Source organism: Seohaeicola sp. 4SK31 (assembly GCF_028802875.1).
In the GTDB taxonomy this organism is placed as follows: Bacteria; Pseudomonadota; Alphaproteobacteria; order Rhodobacterales; family Rhodobacteraceae; genus Seohaeicola.
This window is the reverse complement of record NZ_JARAMP010000041.1, coordinates 1-19,670: the sequence shown is the minus strand read 5'-3', so window position 1 is coordinate 19,670 and position 19,670 is coordinate 1. Positions and strand designations below refer to the sequence as shown.

At 62.5% G+C, this 19,670-nt stretch carries 19 protein-coding genes, 1 pseudogene and 2 riboswitches; of the genes and pseudogenes, 3 read left to right on the top strand and 17 right to left on the bottom strand.

Features of this window, described 5'->3' with window-relative positions; genetic code table 11:
* Positions 1-107 precede the first annotated feature (107 nt).
* The 9 genes and pseudogenes from PVW27_RS20125 to PVW27_RS20085 all read right to left on the bottom strand — a co-directional run bounded on the left by PVW27_RS20125 (position 108) and on the right by PVW27_RS20085 (position 7,351).
* Positions 108-236 (bottom strand): hypothetical protein, encoded by a 129-nt coding sequence (locus PVW27_RS20125; protein WP_274560804.1) that lies wholly within the window; start codon positions 234-236, stop codon positions 108-110.
* A 495-nt stretch (positions 237-731) separates the two neighbouring features.
* Positions 732-869 (bottom strand): annotated as a pseudogene (locus tag PVW27_RS20120) (helix-turn-helix domain-containing protein); the annotation flags it as partial.
* Between the two features lie 278 nt (positions 870-1,147).
* Positions 1,148-1,921, bottom strand: a complete 774-nt coding sequence (cobF, locus tag PVW27_RS20115) for a precorrin-6A synthase (deacetylating) (protein ID WP_045685423.1) — start codon at positions 1,919-1,921, stop codon at positions 1,148-1,150.
* A gap of 66 nt (positions 1,922-1,987) precedes the next feature.
* Positions 1,988-2,659 (bottom strand): energy-coupling factor ABC transporter permease, encoded by a 672-nt coding sequence (locus PVW27_RS20110; RefSeq protein ID WP_045685426.1) that lies wholly within the window; start codon positions 2,657-2,659, stop codon positions 1,988-1,990.
* Between the two features lie 33 nt (positions 2,660-2,692).
* Positions 2,693-2,912, bottom strand: a riboswitch (cobalamin riboswitch).
* Positions 2,913-2,975: 63 nt separating this feature from the next.
* The gene (gene cobA / locus PVW27_RS20105; protein ID WP_045685429.1) at positions 2,976-3,695 is read right to left on the bottom strand and encodes a uroporphyrinogen-III C-methyltransferase; all 720 of its coding nucleotides are present in this window, start codon (positions 3,693-3,695) and stop codon (positions 2,976-2,978) included.
* A complete protein-coding gene (locus PVW27_RS20100; RefSeq protein WP_274560798.1) occupies positions 3,692-5,035 on the bottom strand; it encodes a cobyrinate a,c-diamide synthase in 1,344 nt (447 codons plus the stop codon). The genes cobA and PVW27_RS20100 overlap by 4 nt, the downstream gene beginning before the upstream one ends.
* Positions 5,032-5,811 (bottom strand): precorrin-4 C(11)-methyltransferase, encoded by a 780-nt coding sequence (gene cobM / locus PVW27_RS20095; RefSeq protein ID WP_045685432.1) that lies wholly within the window; start codon positions 5,809-5,811, stop codon positions 5,032-5,034. Before cobM ends, PVW27_RS20100 begins: the two co-directional genes overlap by 4 nt.
* On the bottom strand, positions 5,808-6,176 hold the full coding sequence (locus PVW27_RS20090; protein ID WP_045685435.1) for a cobalamin biosynthesis protein: 369 nt from the start codon (positions 6,174-6,176) through the stop codon (positions 5,808-5,810). Before PVW27_RS20090 ends, cobM begins: the two co-directional genes overlap by 4 nt.
* Positions 6,173-7,351, bottom strand: coding sequence for a bifunctional cobalt-precorrin-7 (C(5))-methyltransferase/cobalt-precorrin-6B (C(15))-methyltransferase (locus tag PVW27_RS20085; RefSeq protein ID WP_045685438.1), 1,179 nt, complete (start codon positions 7,349-7,351; stop codon positions 6,173-6,175). The genes PVW27_RS20090 and PVW27_RS20085 overlap by 4 nt, the downstream gene beginning before the upstream one ends.
* Here PVW27_RS20085 and PVW27_RS20080 point away from each other — a divergent pair.
* The gene (locus tag PVW27_RS20080; protein WP_045685505.1) at positions 7,350-8,108 is read left to right on the top strand and encodes a cobalt-precorrin-6A reductase; all 759 of its coding nucleotides are present in this window, start codon (positions 7,350-7,352) and stop codon (positions 8,106-8,108) included. The genes PVW27_RS20085 and PVW27_RS20080 overlap by 2 nt on opposite strands.
* On the opposite strand, the gene cobJ is transcribed toward PVW27_RS20080, so the two are convergent.
* Genes cobJ through PVW27_RS20045 form a run of 7 tightly spaced genes read right to left on the bottom strand, consistent with a single transcriptional unit; the run spans position 8,069 to position 15,997 of the window.
* Positions 8,069-8,818: a precorrin-3B C(17)-methyltransferase gene (gene cobJ / locus PVW27_RS20075; protein ID WP_045685441.1), complete on the bottom strand. Its 750-nt coding sequence runs from the start codon at positions 8,816-8,818 to the stop codon at positions 8,069-8,071. The two genes, PVW27_RS20080 and cobJ, sit on opposite strands and share 40 nt — an antisense overlap.
* On the bottom strand, positions 8,815-9,579 hold the full coding sequence (locus PVW27_RS20070) for a precorrin-2 C(20)-methyltransferase (RefSeq protein ID WP_045685444.1): 765 nt from the start codon (positions 9,577-9,579) through the stop codon (positions 8,815-8,817). The genes cobJ and PVW27_RS20070 overlap by 4 nt, the downstream gene beginning before the upstream one ends.
* 2 nt (positions 9,580-9,581) lie before the next feature.
* Complete coding sequence (locus PVW27_RS20065; protein ID WP_045685447.1) at positions 9,582-10,211, bottom strand: precorrin-8X methylmutase; 630 nt, start codon at positions 10,209-10,211, stop codon at positions 9,582-9,584.
* Positions 10,211-11,356, bottom strand: a complete 1,146-nt coding sequence (gene cobG / locus PVW27_RS20060) for a precorrin-3B synthase (protein WP_045685450.1) — start codon at positions 11,354-11,356, stop codon at positions 10,211-10,213. Before cobG ends, PVW27_RS20065 begins: the two co-directional genes overlap by 1 nt.
* On the bottom strand, positions 11,353-14,595 hold the full coding sequence (gene cobN / locus PVW27_RS20055) for a cobaltochelatase subunit CobN (protein WP_045685452.1): 3,243 nt from the start codon (positions 14,593-14,595) through the stop codon (positions 11,353-11,355). Before cobN ends, cobG begins: the two co-directional genes overlap by 4 nt.
* Before the next feature lie 9 nt (positions 14,596-14,604).
* Positions 14,605-15,639: a cobalamin biosynthesis protein CobW gene (gene cobW, locus PVW27_RS20050; RefSeq protein WP_045685454.1), complete on the bottom strand. Its 1,035-nt coding sequence runs from the start codon at positions 15,637-15,639 to the stop codon at positions 14,605-14,607.
* Between the two features lies 1 nt (position 15,640).
* Positions 15,641-15,997 (bottom strand): DUF1636 family protein, encoded by a 357-nt coding sequence (locus tag PVW27_RS20045; protein ID WP_045685507.1) that lies wholly within the window; start codon positions 15,995-15,997, stop codon positions 15,641-15,643.
* Between the two features lie 95 nt (positions 15,998-16,092).
* Positions 16,093-16,329: riboswitch (cobalamin riboswitch) on the bottom strand.
* Positions 16,330-16,371: 42 nt separating this feature from the next.
* Here PVW27_RS20045 and cobO point away from each other — a divergent pair.
* Both cobO and PVW27_RS20035 read left to right on the top strand, forming a co-directional pair.
* Positions 16,372-17,025, top strand: a complete 654-nt coding sequence (gene cobO / locus PVW27_RS20040; protein ID WP_274560780.1) for a cob(I)yrinic acid a,c-diamide adenosyltransferase — start codon at positions 16,372-16,374, stop codon at positions 17,023-17,025.
* A 6-nt stretch (positions 17,026-17,031) separates the two neighbouring features.
* Complete coding sequence (locus tag PVW27_RS20035; RefSeq protein ID WP_045685457.1) at positions 17,032-18,477, top strand: cobyric acid synthase; 1,446 nt, start codon at positions 17,032-17,034, stop codon at positions 18,475-18,477.
* 108 nt (positions 18,478-18,585) lie between these two features.
* On the opposite strand, the gene PVW27_RS20030 is transcribed toward PVW27_RS20035, so the two are convergent.
* A complete protein-coding gene (locus PVW27_RS20030; RefSeq protein WP_045685460.1) occupies positions 18,586-19,500 on the bottom strand; it encodes a hypothetical protein in 915 nt (304 codons plus the stop codon).
* Positions 19,501-19,670 lie beyond the last annotated feature (170 nt).

The window sequence follows — 19,670 nt, the reverse complement described above, 5'->3', positions numbered from 1 at the left end:
GGCCGCCTTGAACTCGGGAAGCTCATGCATGATCAGGGTCTCCATTTGTCCAGAATATACATACATTCTGGATATTCTGCAAGAGATGGGTTGAGCCCTTCCATGTGTCATCCGAACCGCCGCACGGTTTCAGTGTAGGTGTACTCATAGGCGGTGTTGCCGTCTTCAATGGACTCGTCCGAGGTCAGGTGGTCGTAGCCGCGAGAGACTGCCAACGCGCCGTAGCGGTCAAACATGACGAAGGCCCCTGCCCGTCCGATGTCTGTCGGATTGAAGGCTATCGGCCGGATTGTTGATCGGCGCGCACTGTCCGGATGTGAAAGGGTGCCAACTTACATCGACCCGCTCGCGAGAACCTGGTGAATCCTGCAATAGGAGAGGGCGCGTGCCGCTTGGCAAAAGAGATCAAGGCAGGGCCTCTGCTAGTGATGAAACGACCGCAACCGTTTAATGGTATGGTGACGCCCGAAGACGACCGCGACGATGGTTGCAGCCGACCTCGTGTATCGATCACAGTCTTAGATCGGCGGCTCTGTTCTTATCCGGTAGCTACGCAAACTTCGAAACCAGTTGTGGCGCGACTGCTGGCGAGATTTCTGGAGCCTGGTCCTGTTATATCAAAATGACTTTCCGGGCTGTGTTCGGCATGCTCGAGAGGCTCTTGTTGCTCCAGAGCGTTCCCGCGCTGCTCATGCTAATTTTTACTTCATCGATGCCAAGACGCGATCCGCGCGCTTCAGTTCGCGATAGACCGTGGACGGAGCACGACCCAGCCGATCCGCCATCTCTGGAACCGGCAATTTGGCTTCACGCCACTTGGCAAGCTTCCGGCGCTCTTCCAAACTCATGTGAGGGTAGCAGCGTCCCATTCGACATCCTCCATGCAACATTCTGTTTTGATACAGAATTTGCACTTCGGATGTGAATCCACCGCTACATATTAAGGATACGCATAAGGTTTATTATGTATATTTTATCAACCGTTCGGGTCGTTGGTCAAAGAAGGTGGGATCATAGTAAGCGGCCTGGCTGAAAGATCTTGCGGATCTGCTCAGCGCGTTGAGCGGCGAAAACTGGCAGCCGTATGGGTGCTTGCAGATTGTAGCAGATCCAGCGACGCCAGCGGCGGGAGTCATCGCAACCTTCCTTATACTGGCGTCGTAGGGATCCGGCGCAGGATGTAAATGTCCATGATCCAACCATGCGCAGCTTTGGCCTGCGCGCGCACCGTCTGGATCTGCTCTGCCACATCGGCAAGCGGTCCTTCAATACAGATCTCGTTCTGCATGCCGACGTAAGCGCCCCACCAGATATGGTAGTGTGGCATATACAGCGACGTGAAGGCACCGCCTGCATCGAGCATGACCACAACCGTGCCAGGCCCGTCTGGCCAGCCACCGTCTCGCAGCTGCCGCCCTGTCGTGATCATTACGGACGCGCCCAGTTCGTTTAACGGGATCGCATGTGCGGCACAAAGCACCTGGATTGAGGTCAGCCCGGGAATAACATCTAGCATTATGGGTATATCGCGGCCCACACGTGCCGCGATCCGCAGTGTACTGTCATAGAGCGAGGGATCACCCCAGACCAGAAGTGCGACACGCGGCCCGCCGCCCTGCTCCAGATGCGCGTTGATCCGGTCGCGCCAGACGGCCGCAATCGCATCATGCCAGTCGTTCACGCGTGTCAGATAATCGGGCGTGGCCCGGTCGCGCACGGGCAGATCAAACCCTTCGATTCGCGTCGCGGGATTCGTGACGCAGCTTTCGCAGATCGCCTGACGCAGACCGGCAAGATCCGCCTTGTCATCGCCTTTGAGCGGAATGAGGATCAGATCCGCCAAGTTCATGGCCCTCACCGCTTGTGCTGTGACGTGATCGGGATTGCCGGTACCGATACCGATCAGGGATACGGTGATCATCGTCGCCTCGTCGCAAAAAGGCGCGACCCTATCAGGGACCGCGCCATGTTCGACAGTTTTGTCAGATCAGGACGCGCTGTAAAGGCGCGGTGTGACCAGTGCGGACGGTGTCTTGCCACGCAGAGCTTTCGCACCCGCGAGCACGGCCAGATCGGCCAACGGCTCGAGGATGATGACAGCCATATAGGCAATCGCGAAGGTACCAACCGGCGCCAGCGCTTCGCTGCCCATGCCGTAGATCGCCCAGAAAGCCACCCATGCTACAACGCCGCCCTGATAGCAGACCGACAGTGCCAGAACCTGGCTGTATTTCAGGTCAACATAGGCGGTGTCCGGCGCGATAATCCGGCGCGCCATAGCGGTTAGCGCGAAGAGCGGCACCAGCAGCGTGGTGATGTTCATTGCGAATTGCGGCAGGTCGGAGGGCGAGAAGAACATGCCTTGGATTAGCAGACCCAGTGCCAGACCGATGGCTGACGGCCCCGCGCCAAGGATCAGGAAAAGGGTCGAACCAAGGATGAAATGCACCTCTGATACGCCAACGGGGAAGGTCGGTAGAACCTCGAAAAACACGAAGGTCAGAACGGCGGCAAGCAAGCTGCGGATCGCCAGCGAAACAGAGCCGCGCTCCATAATGGCGTGGCGCGCGTACCACAGGCCAGTGGCACCGGCGGCAGCGGCGGTCGCGTAGCTGAGAGTGATTTTTGCCCCGTCAACGAGGCCCGGTTCGATATGCATAGTGGTCTCCTTGCCGTCACACCCGACGGCGGATGGGTTACATTTGGCAAGGCCGGTCTCCTGGCTTGCGGGTCGACACGACCATCCACCTTCCCGGCCCGGTGAGTGGCCAGTGGCATTTTGGATGGCCGCTCTCCGCTGACAGTCGCGGGGGCGGCTGGGGTGGGGGCGCCGCGATTTGGTCCGCCCTTCCCCATTCCCGTTTCAGCCCCTTGCCTTTCCGGTTCGGAGCACCTTTGCAGCTTTTGTTGTGCGCCTAACTAATTCCTCGGTCAAGCCTGCTTACGACAGATCGACGCCTGAAAATACCTTGTGTTCAGAATTCGGCCAGCGGACCATAAAGGATCAGCGCCGGATGATCGCTGCGCGCCTCTGCAAGACTATCGGCCAATTCCGCAATCGTGCTGCGCTGCAAACGCTGATGCGGATGGCCGACCGCTTCGGCCAGTAGTGAGGGCGTGGATGCGGGCAGACCATGGGCCACCAGATCGGCGACCAGCGCCGGAAAGGTCCGTTTGCCCATGAAAACCACAGTTGTCGCCAGCGGATCGGCCAGTGCCGCCCAGTTCAATCCTTCAGGCAATTGGCCGGTTACATCCGCGCCCGTGATGAATTGCACCCGCCGCGCGGTCAGGCGCCGCGTCAGCGGAATGCCCGCCGCCGCCGCAGCAGCACAGGCCGAGGGCACGCCGGGGATGATCTCATAGGGGATACCAGCAGCCATCAGGGCTGCGATCTCTTCTTCAAGCCGACCGAAGATGCCGCTGTCACCGGATTTTAGCCGCACCACCTTTGCGCCAGTCATGGCGTGATCCACCAGCAGGCGGCTGACATGGTCCTGTTTGGGCGATGGGCGACCTGCCCGCTTGCCAACAGCGAGCAGATCGGATTGCGGCCCAGCATGGGCCAGGATCGGCCCCGAGGACAGATCGTCGAACAGTATGATATCGGCCCCGCCAAGACGGTTCACCGCCTTGAGGGTCAGAAGTTCCGGATCACCCGGGCCCGAAGACACGAAAGAGACAAAGCCGGTCATGTTTGAGGTCCATCCGTAAGACTTGATTCCGCGATTAGATGAAAGAACGTGCCGCTGACGCGCCCGCCGCTAGCACCATCGCGGTAAGATCCCGTTTCGGCAACATCTTGCCCGTTCGCATCAGTTACATGGGCCAAGGGCGCATCAGGCTGTGACAGGATCGTAGCATAGTGGAATTCATGCCCGCGCAAGCCCTGCGCCTGATCCATTCCCGGCAAAGGGCGTTGGGGCCGCGCAAGACGGTAGCCCAGATGCATGCGCCGCTTGGCAAAGCTGGTTTCCAAGCCTAATAGCCCCGCCATCCGGTAACGCGTGCCATCTGCGGCCACCAGCCCTTGCCCCAGCGCCATGTAGCCCCCGCATTCCCCGTGCACCGGACGTGTTTGTGCGAATGCAACGATCCCCGCGCGGAACCCCTCGCAATCGGCCAGTTGCCCTGCATGCAATTCGGGATAGCCGCCCGGCAGCCAGCAGACGGTGGCAGAAGGATCGGGCGCCTCATCCGCCAGCGGGGAGAATGGCAGGATCGTCGCACCCTGCGCGTGCCAATCGGCCAGAAGGTGCGGATAGATAAAAGAAAACGCCTTGTCCCGCGCCAGTGCGATCCGCTCGCCCGGTGCAGGGGTGGCTGTGACCTGCGCCACCTGCCCTTTCGTCATAGCCGCAACCGCGCGTATCACGTCAAGATCGCAATGTGCGGTCACAAAAGCCGCCGTCTCGGCAAGAATGGCCTCAAGCCGTGGCAATTCCTCAGCCTGCACCAATCCCAGATGCCGTTCTGGAAGGGCAATCTGGGGATTGCGAGGCAATGCACCCAGAACGCGCAGGCCCGCCGCCTCCATACCGACGCGGATCAGCGCTTCGTGGCGCGGCGATGCGACTTTGTTCAGAATCACGCCTGCCAGGTTCAGCCCCTTGCGGAACTGCGCCATACCATAAGCGACCGCTGCCGCTGTCTGCGCCTGACCGGATACATCCAGCACCACAATCACCGGCCAGCCCATCATCGCCGCCACATCGGCGCTGGCGCCATTGCCCGCCTCGCCAGCTTGCGCCACCCCGTCAAACAGTCCCATCGAGCCTTCCGCGATAACCAAATCGGCCCCTTGCGCCCGCACGGCAAGGTTTTGAAGACGCGCAGCGTTCATCGCCCAACTGTCCAGATTGAACGATACCCGCCCTGCCGCCGCCGCATGAAACGCGGGATCAATGTAATCGGGACCGCTTTTGAAAGGCTGCACGGTCAGACCCTGCGCACGGAACGCCGCCAGCAGACCCAGCGTTACCGTGGTCTTGCCAGTGCCTGACGCGGGCGCAGATATCAAAAGGCCGGGAATCATACGCTGTCCGGAAAACGCGGATTGGTGCCGACGGGGCGGTAGCGCCGGTCATAATCACCCGCATAAAGGCGGCTTTCGTCGAAATCCTCGGACCCGATCGCGTGGCCCACAAGGATCAGTGCCGTCCGCTCGCCCACGCCGATGGCAGGATCCAGCGTGGCCAGCGTCGCGCGGATCACCCGCTGGTCTGGCCAGCTTGCGCGGAACACCACAGCAACGGGGCAATCCGCGCCGTAATAGGGGTTAAGCCGCGCGGTCACTTCTTCCAGCAGATGCACTGACAGATGCAGGGCCAGTGTCGCGCCCGTGCGGGCAAAATTTTCGAGGCTCTCACCATCCGGCATCGCCGTGGCACGGCCCGATGTGCGTGTCAGGATCACCGATTGCGCGACACCCGGCAGGGTCAGTTCCGCCCCCAGCACCGCCGCTGCCGCAGCGAAGGAAGGCACACCAGGCGTCACGTCATAGGCAATTCCCAGCGCGCGCAACCGGCGCAACTGTTCGCCCATCGCCGACCAGACCGACAGGTCGCCAGAATGCAGCCGCGCCACGTCTCGGCCCGCTGCATCGGCGGCTTGTATCTCGTCCATGATCTCGTCCAGCGACAGCGACGCGGTATTCACGACCCGCGCACCGGCAGGGCAGTGCGACAGCAGCGCTTCGGGCACCAGACTGCCCGCATAAAGGCAGACCGGACAGGCCGCGATCAGATCGCGCCCGCGCAGGGTGATCAGATCAGGCGCTCCGGGGCCTGCGCCGATGAAATGAACCGTCATTCTACCTCTCCTTCACCTATCGCCACAGCGCAGGTCGCCATACCATCCACCGACGCCATCCGCGCCACGACAAGACGCGCGCCAGTGCCTGCCCCGGCTAGCGCCGCCGCTTCGGCCACCGAACCCGTGCCATGCAGCGCCATGATCCGCGCCGATTGCGTGGGCGTCGCCACCCCATGAACCGTAACCGCATGCACCGACAAGCCGCGTTCCGCCGCCAGCGTTCGCAATGCAGGCGCGCAGGCCTTGGCAGTCAGTGTCGCCAACGCCGTGACAGGCCCGCCTAGCAGCTCGACCTGCGCCAGCAGGTCACGCAGGCTTTCTATCGTGGCACCTTCACGAAAACCAAGGCCCGCAACCCTCATTTTACCACACTCCACTGCACAACGGGACGCGCAGCAGACCAGCCGCGAAACCCGCCCAAGGCGGTAGCCTCGGCCATATAGGCACGCAGCAGATGCCCGCCATACCGCGCATGGCAAGCGGCAAGCTGCGCCTCGGTCTCAAGGGTGACCCCGTTTGCAACAAGGCGGCAGCCGGCAGGCAGAAGCGGCCAAAGGGCTGCATATAGTGCCGCATCGCCACCGCCGCCCACGAAAACCGCATCCGGTGCAGGCAGGTCACGCAGGGCTTCGGGCGCGCGGCCCTCGACCAGCTGAATCCGCTGCGACACACCAAAACCATCTGCATTGGCACGGATATTGGCGACCCGCGTAGGCTTGGCCTCGACCGTGCAGGCCTGCCCCCCCGCCAGACACCATTCGACCGAGACCGAGCCAGATCCGCCGCCGATATCCCACAGCAGCAATCCGGGGCGCGGCGCCAGCGCCGACAGGGTCAACGCGCGCACCGGCCGCTTGGTGATTTGACCGTCATGCGCGAACAGATCATCCGGCAGCCCCGATGCGCGCGGCAGTCCTGCGTCACGGGGCAGATCGGCCCCGTCCAGCGCCACGGCAACAGGGGCAATGACATCATCCCAGGCTGCGCCCTGGCGTATCCGTTCACGCGGGCCACCCAAAGCCTCGCAGACAGTCATCCGTGTCGCAACAAAGCCGTTGTCGCGCAGCCAGATTTGCAGCCCCGTCACCGCCGCCGCGTCGCGCAGGGTGCAGATCACCCGCACACCACGCGCCAGAACCGGCCGAAGCCGCGCATAGGGCGCTGCATGCAAGCCAAGACAGATCACATCCTCAAGCCGCCAGCCTAAACGCCCTGCCACCAGCGAGAACGTCCCCGCCACCGGAAAGGTGTGCCATTCATCAGGCGCCAGATGCGCCGCAACCGATCCGCCAGCGCCGAACCAGAAAGGATCGCCCGACACCAGCATGGCGACAGCACGCCCGCGCAAGGCTAGCAAAGGCGCCAGATCAAAGGGCACCGGCCATGCCTGCCCCTTCGCCCCGACCTGCGCCAGTTCCAGATGGCGCGGCCCGCCAAAGACGATTTCCGCACGGTCCAGCGCGGCACGGCTTGCACCTGACAGCCCTGTCAGTCCATCCTCGCCCATACCGATGACCGACAACCAGGGCTCAGCCATGACACGCATCCTTCTGCTCGGCGGCACGACCGAGGCTTGCCATCTGGCGCAACGACTGGCGGACGGAGGCGCGGATGCGGTGTTCTCCTATGCGGGGCGCACCGACGCGCCCGTGTCGCAGCCATTGCCGACAAGGATCGGCGGCTTTGGCGGCGTTGATGGTCTGGTGCGCTATCTGCACGACAAGTCCATCACCCATGTCATCGATGCCACCCACCCTTTCGCAGCCCAGATGAGCCGCAATGCCGTGCAGGCCTGCAACCTGACAGGCACTTCGATGATTGGGCTGGAGCGTCCTGCGTGGCAGGCGGAAGCGGGCGACAACTGGACCCATGTGCCGGATATCGATGCCAGCGTGACCGCCCTGCCCGACCAGCCTGCGCGTGTCTTTCTGGCCATCGGCAAACAGAACCTTTCCGCTTTTGCCAGCAAGCCGCAGCATCACTACCTGTTGCGCCTTGTCGATCCCGGCCCGGTACCGCTGCGTCAGGCCAGCACGATCATCGCGCGCGGACCCTTTGACGTGGCGGGCGATACGGTGTTGATGCGTGACCATGCGATCACCCACATCGTCGCCAAGAATGCAGGTGGCACTGGCGCTGCGGCCAAGCTGGGAGCTGCGCGGGTGCTTCATCTGCCGGTCATCATGATCGACCGGCCCGCCCTGCCCCCGCGCCATCTGGCGAGCAGCGTGAACGAGGTTCTGGCGTGGCTGGCTCATTCCGGCACCGGATCGGGCACAGAGCGCGGGGTATAAAGCCAGCGCCCGACCTTCCGCGTGGCCGCATTGCCCACGATTACAACGGTCCTCATATCGGCCATTTCTGGCCCCGCCTCCGATAGCGTCACAGTGCGCAAGGCCTCGTCCGCTGTGCTGACCGCGCGGGCAAACAGGATCAACCGCGCCGGTTCGCATTCCTCGCGCAAGATATCCAGCACGCGGGAAAACTGGTGCGGGCGCGATTTTGAACGCGGATTGTAAAATGCCATCGCAAAGCCGCCACGCGCCGCATGACGCAGACGCCGCTCCACCTCGGCAAAGGGTTTGAGATTGTCGCTCAGATTGATTGCGCAAAAATCATGGCCCAACGGCGCACCCGCCCGTGCCGCCGCTGCCAGCATCGCGGTAATGCCAGGCAGGATACGGATATCTGTTGCGTGATACTCCGGCCTGCCTTCCAAAGCTTCGAACAAGGCCGAAGCCATGGCGAACACCCCCGGATCACCGGAAGAGACGATCACCACGTGGCGGCCTTCAGACGCCATTCGCAGCGCCAGTTCGGCGCGGTCCAGTTCCACACGGTTATCTGACGGATGCAGGGTCAGCCCCTCGCGCGGGGCCACCCGTGCGACATAGGGAATATAGCCGACGATATCCGTCGCCTCGGCCAAAGCCGCGTTGACCTCGGGTGTGACCAAGGCGTCAGAGCCCGGTCCAAGCCCTGCAACTGTTATCCACCCCGTCATTCCGGCCCGACCGTTTCAGGCCGCCGCCCCTGCCCGTGGACCAGCACAATCGCGAAATAAGGGCAATCGGAGTCATCAACCTCGGCGAGGCGGGCAATCCGCTGGTTAGGCATTGTGCCCCGTTCGATCAGCCATGCATCTTCAAGCCGTCCGGCTGTCGCCAAAGCGCGGCGCACCCTTGGCAGGTTGCGCCCTGTCTTCATGATAGCCAGCGCATCCGCCACCTGCATATGCCGGACCAGATCATCCTCGGGTAGCGTGCCCATCAGCACGGTCAGCACATCGTCGCCCCATGTGATGGGTTGGCCCGCGGCATTCCAGCAGCCGACCATGCCGGGGATCGCAGGGATCACATCAACCGGCACATGATCCTTCAGACGCGTGTAAAGATGCATGAACGAACCATAGAAAAACGGATCACCCTCGCAGAGCACCACCACATCTGCCCCGTCGGTCACTAGCGTTTTCAAGCGCTGCGCCCAATCGTCATAGAAGGCGGCCAGCAAGCGGATATAGTCGGGGCTGTCAAAGGGCAGTTCTGTCGTGACAGGATATTCCATCGGATATTCTACAGCATCCGCCGCCAGCATCCCCTCAACGATCCGGCGCGCCTGTCCGGGACGACCAGCCTTGCGAAAAAAGGCGATATGGCGCGCCGCACGGATCGCGCGGTCTGCCCTGACTGACATGAGTTCCGGATCACCGGGGCCAAGCCCTGCACAGATAATGCGGCCCTCAATATTTTCTGTCGGACTGTCCATGTTCATTCCTTGCGGCTGGCCAGCGCATTGACAGCGGCCACCGTAATCGCCGAGCCACCCAGACGCCCTGCAACAATCACCGATGGCACAGGCGGTGCAGCCATCAGCGCCTTTTTCGACTCCATGGCACCCACAAAGCCGACCGGACAGCCGATAATCGCCGCAGGGCGCGGGCAATCGGGGTCTTCCAGCATGTTAAGCAGATGAAAAAGGGCGGTCGGTGCATTGCCGATGGCCACTACAGCCCCCGCCAGATGCGGCCGCCACAGTTCCAGCGCGGCAGCCGAGCGTGTATTGCCCATCTTGGCCGCCAGCGTTGGCACCGCCGGATCGCGCAGCGTGCAGATCACTTGATTGGCGGCGGGCAGCCGCGTGCGTGTGATCCCTTCGCTGACCATATGCGCGTCGCACAGGATTGGCGCGCCTGCCTCAAGCGCTGCGCGCGCGACAATCGCCATACCAGGGGTAAAGCGGACATGCGCCTCAAGCCCTACCATACCTGCGGCATGGATCATCCGAACGACAACGATCTCTTCCTCGGGTGTGAATCGCGCCAGATCAGCCTCGGCGCGTATCGTGGCAAAGGATTGCAGATAGATTGCGGCCCCGTCGGTTTCATAGGTATGCGGCATCAGAACGAACCTTTCGCAATCACTTGGGCTGTTGTCAGGCCTCTGATATCAGCCGCATCCTGCGCGCAACCCCCTTGGATCAGGTCAAAGCCCTGCGGGGATGCGACCAAAGTAACATCCGCCCGCGTGGGATGAGCGCACCCCTTGGCGCAGCCCGATACATGAAGCAACTGCCCCTCAGCCAACTGCGGGGCAAGCTTGCGGGCTAGATCGCGCACGGGACCATGCGCCTGCAAACATCCGGGTGCGCCTGTGCAAGCCATAACGCGGCGCAACGGATCATCCGGCGTCACGATCAGCCCCGCGATATCCGGCAAAACCCTCAGCCCCTCGACCAGCAGCATCCGCCACGGCGTCACCCGCAGATCACCCAAGGCGGCAAGTGCTGTCAGCGTGTCAGCCTGCATCTGCCCGAAGGCAAAACCGACCAGCGCACCCTGTGCAACCAGTCCCGGTGCGGGGGATGCGGCCGCTGTCGCAGGGCGCACTGTCCCTGCCAGAATGCCCGCCGGCAATAAGCCGCGCCAGGCCAGTGCCGCCATCCGCCCGCGCCCATCTGTCACGCCGCCTGCATCTACAAACCACTGCGCCAAGGCTATTGCCAGCGCCGGAGCTTCGGCATCGGATACGCGTGCACCAAACTCCGACCCGTCACAACGCAGGATTAGCCCGCCATCCGCCGCGCGTTCTAGCCGGATATCGGCGGCAATATCCTGCATCACAGGGGCTGGCCCGCAGTCTACCGCAAAGCCGAATTTAGCGGGCAATGCAGGTGCGTCGCCTAGCGCCTGCCCCAGTCTTGCCGCTAGGTCATCGGTACCTGCATCCGAAAAGGGTGTCACCAGCACATTGCGCCGCGCCTCGGCCTGCGCGTCTGCATCTATTAGATCGAAGGCACGAAGATCGTCGATCAGCGGGCCGTGCGTCGCCTCGGACACGCCGCGCAACTGCACATTGCCGCGCGATGACAGATCAATCAGCCCGTTGCCATGCGCAGCCGCCGCCGCTGCGACCCCCGCCGCCTGCGCCTGAGTCAGCCGCCCACCACGTGGCCGCACGCGCACCACCAATCCGTCGCCCGACATCATCGGGCGCAAGGCTCCAGGGCACCAGCCCATCACGGCGAAATCCTTCGCGGCGCTCATGCATCCGCCTCCAGCGCAGCCGCAATCGAGTTGCGCCGCGTCACCCATAGCCCCGCACCGCGCAACCTGTGGAACACATCACGCATTGCAGCCAAGGCGGTAGGATTCTCGCGCTCCATGAAAGCCACCAAGTCCTCGCGGCCAAGAGTGGCCTCGTGATATGCATCAAATAAGTGCGGCGGCACGACGCCTCCCAGATGAGCGAAAGCAGCCATGTTCTCTAGCGTTGCGGTAATTTCGGCTGCTCCACGGAAACCATGCGCCATCATCCCGTCAGCCCAAGCCGGATTGCTGGCCCGCGCCCGCACCACGCGAGCGATCTCTTCGGTAAGCCCGCGCGCGCGCGGGCGGTCGGGCTGCGAGGCGTCCAGATGATAAAGCGCAGGCGCAGCCGCCCCGATCCGCGCCATGGCAGCGGCAAATCCAGCCTCATGTGCTGCATAGTCGCCCGCCAGCAGCAGATCACTTTCCGGCAGGTCTTGCGCATGCACAAAGCTGTCGGCCCCTTGCAACCGCGCCTCAAGCCCCGCGCGATCATCACGCGATAGCCCGTCCGCACCGATGGCCCAGCTTGACGCGGCAAGCCATGCCTCGCCCGCAGCCGCACGCGCCTCTTTTGTGAATTCGTCCATCGCAGCGCCCATTCCAAGGCCGTACTGTCCGGGCTTGGGGCCGAAAACGCGGGCTGCCTTGGCGCGGTAGGGGTTGAAATCATCAGCCTCGTCCCGTTCGGCCAAGGCCGCAGCCCCTGTTTCGAACATGGTCGCCAGCCCTGGAAACACATCCCGGAACAGGCCCGACACCCGCAATGTCACGTCGATGCGCGGTCGGTCCAGTAGCGCCAGCGGCACCACCTCGACCCCCGACACCCGCGCTGATCCCGCATCCCAGACAGGCGCCAGCCCCGCAAGATGCAGCGCCATCGCGAATTCCTCGCCCGCAGTCCGCATCGTGGCACTGCCCCAAAGGTCAATGACCAAGCCGCGCGGCCAGTCGCCGTGATCCTGCAAATGCTTGCGCAACACCTCTTCGGCCAGCTTGACGCCTTGGGCATGGGCCCCCCGCGAAGGCACGGCGCGCGGATCGACAGCATAGAGGTTGCGCCCCGTTGGAAGCACGTCCGAGCGTCCCCGCGCGGGCGAGCCGGATGGCCCCGCCGCCACACGCTTGCCCGCGAGCGCGCGGATCAGCCCGTCACGTTCCGCATCGCCACAAGCGCCGCGCCCCAGAACATGCAGCCCCTCTCCATATTGGCTTTCCTTAATATCGCAGACAAAACGGTCCAGCCGTGTCAGCGCCTCGGCAGGGCTTGCGCCTTCCGGCAGGCCAAGATCAGCCTCGACACCTGATGCCCGCGCTTCGCCCAGAATATCCCCGATCAAACGGTCACGCCGTGCAGGGTCCAGCCCGTCAGCGGTGGAAAACTCATCCAGAAGCCGCTCCAGCCGCTGCATCCCTGCCGGAATTTCAGTCTGCGCCAAAGGCGGCGGCAGATGGCCCAAGGTCAGCGCCCCAATGCGCCGCTTGGCCTGCGCCGCCTCGCCGGGGTCGTTGACGATGAAAGGATAGATGACAGGCAAGGTGCCGATCAGCGCCTCGGGCCAGCAATCGCCCGACAGGGCAACAGATTTGCCCGGCAGCCATTCCAGAGTACCATGCGCGCCCATATGGATCAGCGCATGCGGCGCTTGCGCCCGTAGCCAAAGGTAAAACGCTACATAGAAATGACGCGGTACCCGCGCGAGATCGTGGTAATCCCCGTCCCGCGTGACGACATCGCCGCGCTCTGGTTGCAGCGCGATCAGCGCATTGCCACGGCGCAGCGCGGCAAAGCGGAACACCCCGCCGGTGCAAGCCGGATCATCGGCAGGACCACCCCATGCCGCAAACAGATCGTCGCGCAAGGCTTGCGGCAAGCCCTCCAACGCTGCCAGATAATCGGCCAACGGCCAGTCCATCCGCGCATCCATCAGCGCAGCACCCAGCCCCGTCCCCGCCGCAACATCATAGCCCGCAGCCGCCAGATCAGCCAGCAAAGCCTCGGTCGAGGCCAGCGCATCCATACCGACAGCATGCGCCAGCTGATGTGCGCGCCCCGGATAGTTGGACAGAACAAGTGCCAGCCTCCGGTTATCTGCTGCCGTCACCGCCAGATCATGCCACGCCTTGATCTTGCCCACCACCACAGCCACCCGCGCCGCATCGGCACGGTGCGCGAAGCGCGAGAATTGCAAATCAGGATCGCGCTTGCCGGGGGATTTGAAGGATACAAGACCAGCAAACATGCGCCCGTCCACCTCGGGCAGAACCACATGCATGGCAAGGTCTGCAGGCGACAGGCCACGGTCCGACAAGGCCCAATCCTGCCTGCGCGCCGTGGACAAGGCCACCTGAAACACCGGACAATCCGCCATATCAAAGGGCGTTGTTCCATCCTCTGCGCGGGCAGAAAACGCTGTTGCATTCACAATCGCCACAGGCGGCGCCTGATCCAGCCAAGGGCGCAGCCAGTCGGCAAACCCCGCCGCCTTGAGCGACGGCGCGAAGACCCCGCAAGCCGCAAAGCCAGCGGCGCGCAATTCGCGGATCAACACATCCACGGGCGATGTATCCGCCGCTGTCAGGTAGGAGCGGTAAAAGCTTACCAGCACGAAAGGCCCATCCGCAGGCGGCGCGGCAATCACCCCCTGATCAGGATCATAGAACCCCATATCGGGCACGCGCTTGTTGCCGGGCACAGGCCCTGCATAAAGTCCCGCTGCAATGCACAACTGCGCCAAAGCCGCCTGCGCCGCCACAGCGCCACCCGCCTCGCACAACTCCGACAGACGCCGCAGGGTCGAAACCGGCAGGGTGGACAAAGCATCAAGCGCCGGATCGGGCCGCCCGTCCGCAGGCAGCACTGCCAGCGCAATTCCGCGCCTGCGCGCCAGATCCTGAATGGAGGCCAGACCGTAAGGCCAGTAAGCCTCCCCTCCGATCAGACGGATCAGGATCGCCTTTGCCCCCGAAAGGGTGTTCTCAATATAGGTATCGACCGAGACGGGATGTTTCAGCGCAACGATATTCTGCAGCCTAAGAGCTGGCAAGGCACCCGCTGCACGGTGCCAGCCCGCCGCGAACGCCCCGAGGTCACTGTCCGAGAAGGACAACACCACTAGATCGGCAGGGTCCTGCCCCGGATCGAACGGGGTTTCAGCCTCTTCCAGACCATGGGATTCGCGGAAGACGACGTGCATGATGTGCCCTTAGCCCTGCAAAACTCGGTGGATCGCGGCAGCGTCGATATTGTCATGCTCCGCGATGACAACAAGACGCGACTGGCGCGGGGTCTCTCCCCATGGACGGTCGAACTGATGGCGCACACGTTCCCCCACGGCTTGCAACAGAAGACGCATCGGCTTGCCCGTCACCGCGATATAGCCCTTCACCCGCAGGATATCCTGCTCGCGCGACAAACGCTGCACGCGGGCGACCAGATCGTCGATATCCGCGACCTCGTCCAGCGCCACGACGATGGAATCGAAATCCTCGTGCTCGTGGTCGTCATGACCGTCGTGATGGCTGGGGCGCGCATCCAAATCATCCTCGGCCGCCGCGTTCAGGCCGATGATCACCCGCGGATCGATCACACCGTCGGTCATGGCGATGATCGGCAGCTTGCGCGGCGTTTCCGCCTCGATCACCTTGCGCGCCGCCGCAAGACCGGCCTCGCCCGCCAGATCAGCCTTGGACAGCAGCACCACATCGGCGCAGGCGATCTGGTCCTCGAACACCTCGGAGAGCGGTGTCTCGTGATCCAGTGAGTCGTCCGCAAGACGCTGTGCATCCACCGCCGCCACATCGGGCGCGAAACGCCCCGCCGCCACCGCCTCGGCATCAGCCAGCGCGATCACGCCGTCCACGGTAATCTTGGAGCGGATCGCGGGCCAGTCGAACGCCTTCAACAGTGGTTTGGGCAGTGCCAAACCGGAGGTTTCGATGATAATATGGTCCGGCCGCTGCGGCATCGCCAGAAGCGCCTCGATCGTGGGGATGAAATCATCGGCCACAGTGCAGCAGATGCAGCCATTGGCCAGTTCGACGATATTCTCTTCGGGGCAATTCTCGTCCGCGCAGGCTTTGAGGATATCGCCGTCCACGCCCACGGTGCCGAACTCGTTGACCAGTATGGCCAGCCGCTTGCCCTGCGGGTTCTGCATCAGATGCCGGATCAGCGTGGTCTTGCCCGATCCCAGAAAGCCGGTGATGACAGTGACGGGGATTTTGGTCAGATCGGACATGTCAAAGCTCCATTTTGGGAAGGCGCGCAAGGCTCTGCTTGCGGAAGATCACGGGGCGTTCACGCCACGGCACGATACCGTCCTCGGTCTGTGCATAAAGCGCCGCGCCGCGCAGGATTTCATCGGTATCATCAGAGGTCATACGACCGTAGACATACGACCATGCGCCGGGCTTGGTCAGGGCGATGCTGCACCCGTGATCGCAGGCGGACAAGCATTCGACGGGGCGAATGGTCACACCTTCGGGCGCGGGCGCAGTCGACAGCGCCTCGAACAGTCGGGCACCGGCGCAAACCTCGCCCTCAAGCACCGGCTGGCCCGCGCGGCAGGTCATGCAGACATGGAGAACAGCACCCATCGCGTCACCTTTTTTGACTGCGGAAAACAGAGGCATGCGCCAACGGTCAGGCGTTATCGCCTGTGTCCGAAGGTCGCGGAACACCCCGTCCGCGCGTTTCAGTTCGTGCACTGGCAGGTCTCCCGGCTTGCGGATCTCGAAGCGGGGCTTGCACCTTGCTTCAGCGGTTCGCCCCCCTTCCCGAACCTTGCGGCCAGTGGCATGGGCGGACCTTTCCGGTCACGGTCGCGGGGGCGGCTGCGCTTCGGTCAGGCAACACGGGTGTGTCGCAAAACCTGTCGCATTCCCTTTTGGCCTGCCATAAGACAGGCACCAGCGCTCAATCCCCCTCATTTGACAGAAGGGCGGCGAGTGTCAAGAAAAAGGACAATACGATGTCAGATATTCAGAACACTTCCGCCGACAAACCAGCCCCCACATCCGAGGCGGAACTGGCGCGTCATGCCTCCAAGATGGCCAAGAAGAAAGCCGCCCGCGACCGGATGATGGCCGCTAAGGAAGGCGAGAAAGGGCTGATCATCGTCCATACAGGTGCGGGCAAAGGTAAATCCTCGTCCGGATTCGGGATGATCCTGCGGTCTATCGCGCATGGCATGCCCTGCGCCGTTGTGCAGTTCATCAAAGGTGGGTGGGATACCGGCGAGCGGCGCCTGATCGAGGGCCAGTTCACGGAGCTGTGCCAGTTCCACGCGATGGGCGAAGGTTTCACATGGGAAACGCAGGATAAGGCGCGCGACATTGCCGCAGCCCAAGCCGGATGGGAAAAGGCCAAATCCCTGATCCGCGATCCCGAAATTCGGTTTGTGCTGCTGGACGAGATTAACATCGCGCTGCGCTACGACTATCTGGATATCGACGAGGTGCTGACCTTTCTGTCCGAGGAAAAACCCCCGTTGACGCATGTCTGCCTGACTGGCCGCAACGCCAAGGAGGCGCTGATCGAGGCCGCCGATCTGGTGACCGAGATGACGCTGGTCAAGCATCCATTCCGCTCCGGCATCAAGGCCCAGCCGGGCGTGGAATTCTGATCCCCGATGCCCGCGATCATGATTCAGGGCTGCGGCTCGAATGTCGGCAAATCCATGCTGGTGGCGGGGGTGTGCCGTGCAGCAGCCCGCCGTGGCCTGTCCGTGGCGCCGTTCAAGCCGCAGAACATGTCCAACAACGCTGCCGTCACCGCCGATGGTGGCGAGATCGGACGGGCGCAGGCCTTGCAGGCGCTGGCCTGCGGGCTGGAGCCGGTCACGGATATGAATCCGGTGCTGTTGAAACCCGAGTCCGAGGTGGGCGCGCAGGTGATCGTGCAGGGCAAAAGGCTGACCACGGCACGGGCGCGCGATTATGCGGCGCTGAAGCCCAAGCTGATGGCCTCGGTGCTGGACAGTTTCAACCGCCTGCGCGACACCTATGATCTGGTTATCGTGGAGGGCGCGGGCAGCCCGGCCGAGGTGAACCTGCGTGCCGGTGATATCGCCAATATGGGCTTTGCCCGCGCCGCCGATGTGCCGGTGATCCTGACCGGCGATATCGACCGTGGCGGCGTGATCGCGCAGGTCGTGGGCACTCAGACGGTGATTGATCCGGCTGATGCTGCAATGATCAAAGGATTTATTATTAATAAGTTTCGTGGCGATCCTCGTCTGTTTGACGATGGGTATGTCATGATCGAGCAGATTACCGGATGGCGCGGTTTCGGCGTGGTGCCGTGGTTTGTACGAGCCAATCTGCTGCCCGCTGAGGATGCGCTCGATCTGGCCTCCGGCCCTGCCACAGACGGCGTGACCATAGCCTGCCTGACCTTAAGCCGGATTGCCAATTTCGACGATCTGGACCCGCTCAAGGCGGAACCCGGCGTCAATCTGGTGATGGTGCGCGCAGGTCAGCCGATCCCCGGTGATGCGCGTCTGGTGATCATTCCCGGATCAAAGTCGACTCGCGGCGATCTGGCATTTCTGCGCGCGCAGGGCTGGGACATAGATCTGAATGCCCATGTTCGGCGCGGCGGGCATGTTTTGGGCATTTGTGGCGGCTATCAGATGCTGGGGCAAAGCGTGAGTGACCCTGATGGGATCGAAGGCCCTGCAGGCGAAACATCTGGGCTAGGCCTGTTGAATGTAGCCACCGTGATGACGCCGAACAAGCGCCTTTCACGCGTGAAAGCGACCCATTCCGCCAGCGGGCTGGAAGTGGCGGGCTACGAGATCCACATCGGACAGAGCAACGGCCCCGATTGCGCGCGCCCTTTCGCCCGGATTGAAGGGCGGGCCGAAGGCGCTGTGAGTGCAGACGGACGCATCATCGGGAGCTATCTGCACGGGTTGTTCGCCTCGGACGCGTTTCGCGCCAACTTTCTCTCCGCATTGGGCGTAAATGCCTCGACACTGGCGCACAGCGCACTAATCGAACAGACGCTGGATGCGCTGGCCGATCACGTAGAGGAGCATTTGGATGTTGAGGGTCTTATAGATTTGGCGCGTTAGATATTCACATAGCGCGCCGCATTGCGTCGCGGTGACGGTTCGGGCTCAAGGCGTCGATGAACAGCGAGCCGCCAACTACAGCTTCGAGCTGTAAGCGCGCCACTCTTACTAAAAGGCAACGCGGAATCCCATAATAGCTGCTGTATCCTGACGCCCGGTGATATGACCATGGTTAAACGCATGGATAGCGCCAACAAAGACCTCAGCGCTTTGTCCCATGGGTGTTCCATAAGTAATCGATAGATCAATTTCCCGGGCTTGCGGTGCATAGTTGATCCCTAAATCTTGGTAAGACACACCACCTGCGCTGCGAGCAGCCGGTAGCGCAATTTGAGTGCTACCGGAGGTGACAGCGATAGGCATAGATACTCCGAGGCTCAGCCGGTCCCCTTTCCGCAACACACCAGTTTGTCCAGCCTCTACACGCATGGCATTGAAGCGCACATCCGAAGTGTTTGACATCCCGATGCCTGTGGAACCCGGCGACATCCCAAAGGTTCCGCCAAGTTCTATGAAGCCGGCTGATCCGATCTTTTGTGAAAAACCCACTTCCAATGCCGCAAAAGTGGAACTTGTTCCTTCCAAGCCAGGCAGCACCGAACCGTCATCGCGGCCAAGGTTCAAACCAATGAAAATCGCGCCGCCTGCTGCTTCAAACGATTTGCCAATTGAAGCAACAGCAGCAGGCTCAGATCCGTCCCCGGCGGTTGACCCATGTGCAGTGTCGGGACTCAGCATAGCCAATTCGAATGTATCATGTGTCAGAGTGATATCAGCTCCACCGTATTCTTGCATCAAACTGTGGCGGGGTGCATTGCCGAACATTGCGCTCCACAGCTTTTCAGAAACGGGAGCGGCTGGCGCCATAGCCGCAAGTGCCGTACCAGGCATGGTAAAGTCGCCACCCAGTAAATCAGTCACGAGCACCGGAACAGCCTCCAAGCTGCGGGTGATCGCATCACCTGTCGCACCTCCTCCATTGATGAGCGGTTGCTCAACGCTGAGCGCAGTGCCATCTGCCATCTGCCATCGTTGCAACCGGGGTCCCAATGGGCAACAGGGCTGCGCGGGGGAGTGGGCAAAACTTGGGGGTCATGCGGCTGCTCTTTGGTAGGCTCCGGTTAGCCGACCGTCGAGAACGGCGGCGCGGACAACAGCCACGCGGTGGGCTCCATTGGGCGACCATCTCATGC